Genomic DNA, 1,175 nt, shown 5'->3' with positions numbered 1-1,175 from the left:
CGAAACCAGCGGGGCACCGGCCGCGATGGCCATGTCCATGATCTTGTGGATCTTCGTGGCGTGGGCCTCGCCCAGCGCACCGCCGAAGATCCGGAAGTCGTGGGCGAAGGCGAAGACGGTCCGGCCGTCCACGAGCCCCCAGCCGGTGATGACACCGTCGGTGTACGGCCTCCTGTTCTCCAGCCCGAAGCCGGTGGCCCGGTGCCGCCGCAACTGCTCGACCTCGCAGAAGGTGCCCTCGTCGAAGAGGAGCGCCAGCCGTTCGTGCGCGGTCAGTTTGCCCTTGGCGTGCTGGGCCTCGGTGGCCTTCTCGCTCGGCCCGCTGCGGGCCAGTTCCCGCAGGGCGTGCAGTTCCACGACACGTCCCCGGACATCGGCCGGGGCGGCGGAGTCCGCGGAGGGGGAAGCGGAGGCGGAGGGGTCGATGGTCGTCGTCATGGCGGCCCCCTCACTGCCAGCTGAGCGGGGCGTTGTACCGGTCCGCGTGCCGCCACCACCGCGAGCCGGCGACGGCCTGCCTCTCCGGCGACTGTTCCCGCTCGGCCCGCAACGCGAGCAACACCACGGTGAGCGCGGCCAGTTCCTCGTCGGTGGCCCGCCCCCGCTCGACGCTCAGCGCGATCCCGGAGCTGTCCGGACTGTCCATCTCACCCTCCTTCGCCTCCGGGGAGTTCACTGCGGAGAACCCCACGGCTTCTCATGGGACGACGGATTTCTTGCGGGGGACTACGCGGCTCCTATGCCGGGGTACCGGTGGGCCGCTTCGGACGCCGTCCGCTCGGCCCGCCAACTGCCTTTTGAACAAGGCAAGTTGGACCTGTTGCAACCAACTGATACGGGGCCGGCCTATTCCTCGAAAGTGGTTGCGGTCCCCAAATCCGTACAGCAGGATCCCACCTTGTCCCACCCCCACCCGATCCTCTGCGGAAGGAAATCCCGAATGCGCAAGCGTGGAGCACTGCTGTCCCTGGGCGTCGCGGCAATGGCCGCCATCGGCCTGAGCGCGCCTTCCGCCCAGGCGGCGGACTGGACGTACATCGGCCTGTACGCGAGCAAGTCCCGGTGTGTCGACGCCGGTCAGCAGTACCAGCGCGAGGGCTGGTCGGAATGGAAGTGCACGAACAAGCCGGACACGAGTGGGTACTGGCTCTACGTCCGCTGAGCCCACGCCCCAG

3 protein-coding genes are annotated in these 1,175 nt (G+C 68.9%); 1 reads left to right on the top strand and 2 read right to left on the bottom strand.

Annotated features, from left to right (window positions below; genetic code table 11):
- The coding region (locus EES42_RS39750; protein ID WP_277426168.1) for a carboxyl transferase domain-containing protein at positions 1 to 438 on the bottom strand (438 nt) is incomplete at its 3' end.
- Between the two features lie 10 nt (positions 439 to 448).
- A complete protein-coding gene (locus EES42_RS39745) occupies positions 449 to 646 on the bottom strand; it encodes an acyl-CoA carboxylase subunit epsilon (RefSeq protein WP_124723083.1) in 198 nt (65 codons plus the stop codon).
- Positions 647 to 940: 294 nt separating this feature from the next.
- Here EES42_RS39745 and EES42_RS39740 point away from each other — a divergent pair, with 294 nt between their 5' ends.
- Positions 941 to 1,162: a hypothetical protein gene (locus tag EES42_RS39740; protein WP_124723082.1), complete on the top strand. Its 222-nt coding sequence runs from the start codon at positions 941 to 943 to the stop codon at positions 1,160 to 1,162.
- Positions 1,163 to 1,175: the final 13 nt, after the last annotated feature.

The sequence above is a fragment of the Streptomyces sp. ADI95-17 genome, from assembly GCF_003846175.1.
Classification (GTDB): domain Bacteria; phylum Actinomycetota; class Actinomycetes; order Streptomycetales; family Streptomycetaceae; genus Streptomyces; species Streptomyces sanglieri.
Note: the sequence above shows the minus strand (reverse complement) of the source record. Positions and strands in the feature narration are given on the sequence as shown.